We start from the raw sequence: 1,167 nt of genomic DNA on the forward strand, positions 1-1,167 counted from the left end.
GCAGCGAGGCGACCTTTACCCTGACGGTGGATGCGACTGCACCGATCCAGCCAGTGATTACCGGCATGACTGATGACGTGGGTACCGTTCAGGGTACGATCACTGTCAGCGGCGGTGTTACTGACGATCCGGCGCCGACCTTCACCGGTACGGCAGAAGCGGGTTCACTGGTTACTCTGTTCGACGGCGACACTGTATTAGGCAGCGTTTATGCAGACGCAGAAGGAAACTGGAGCTATACCCCGACCACTAATCTGGTCGATGGTACTCATAGCATCACCGTCACCAGCACAGACGCAGCGGGCAACGTCTCCGCGCCAGGTGCTGACTGGCAGTTTGTGCTGGATACCAGCACGATGGCACCGGAAATCACCACCAATACCGAAGCGGAGCTGGCCGGTAATGCCGAGCCGGGCGCGGTGATAGTCATCACCGATCCGACCAACGACAGCGTGACCGAAACGGTGGCCGATGCCGACGGGCACTGGAGCATTCAGCCGAACCCGGCAGGAGTGGGCGATAAAGATGTGGTGGTGGAAGCCACCGACGAGGCGGGCAACAGCAACAGCACCATCATTGATGGCCCGGCCGACAGCACGGCGCCCGATAACGAGACCTCCGGTATTGTGGTTGACTCTATCAGCCTGACCGACAATGTTGGCCCGGTCACCGGCGAGATCGCCGACGGCGGCGTCACCGACGACACGCGTCCGACCCTCTCGGGCAACGCGACCGCCGATATCGACCACGTCAATATCTATGACAAAGGCGAGCTGGCTGGCAGCGCAACAGTTGATGAGAACGGCAGATGGAGCTGGACGCCGGAGCAGGATATGGCCGACGGCACTGAGCATGAGCTGACCGTGGCTGCCGTTGATGCCGCCGGTAATGAAGGTCCGGCTGTCAGCGGCACCGACGACGACGGCTGGAGCTTCACGGTAGATACTTCTGCGCCGGGTGAAGATGCGTTGACCGAAGGCAGCATCACGCTTATCGACGATGTAGGTCCGGTACAGGGCGTGATTGCAGATGGTGCAACTACCGATGATGCGCGCCCAACCTACAGCGGCAGCGTGAGCGCGGAAGGATTAGCGGAGGGTGTGGTCAGCGTCAATATCTATGACAACGGCGAACTGATCGGCAGCACAGCTGTTGATGAGAACGGCA

At 60.4% G+C, this 1,167-nt stretch carries 1 protein-coding gene; it reads left to right on the forward strand.

All coding sequences use genetic code 11. The features are described 5' to 3' along the window. The coding region (locus AAH450_RS21040; RefSeq protein WP_342911925.1) for an Ig-like domain-containing protein at positions 1–1,167 on the forward strand (1,167 nt) is incomplete at both ends.

The organism is Erwinia magellanica (genome assembly GCF_039023495.1).
GTDB lineage: Bacteria > Pseudomonadota > Gammaproteobacteria > Enterobacterales > Enterobacteriaceae > Erwinia.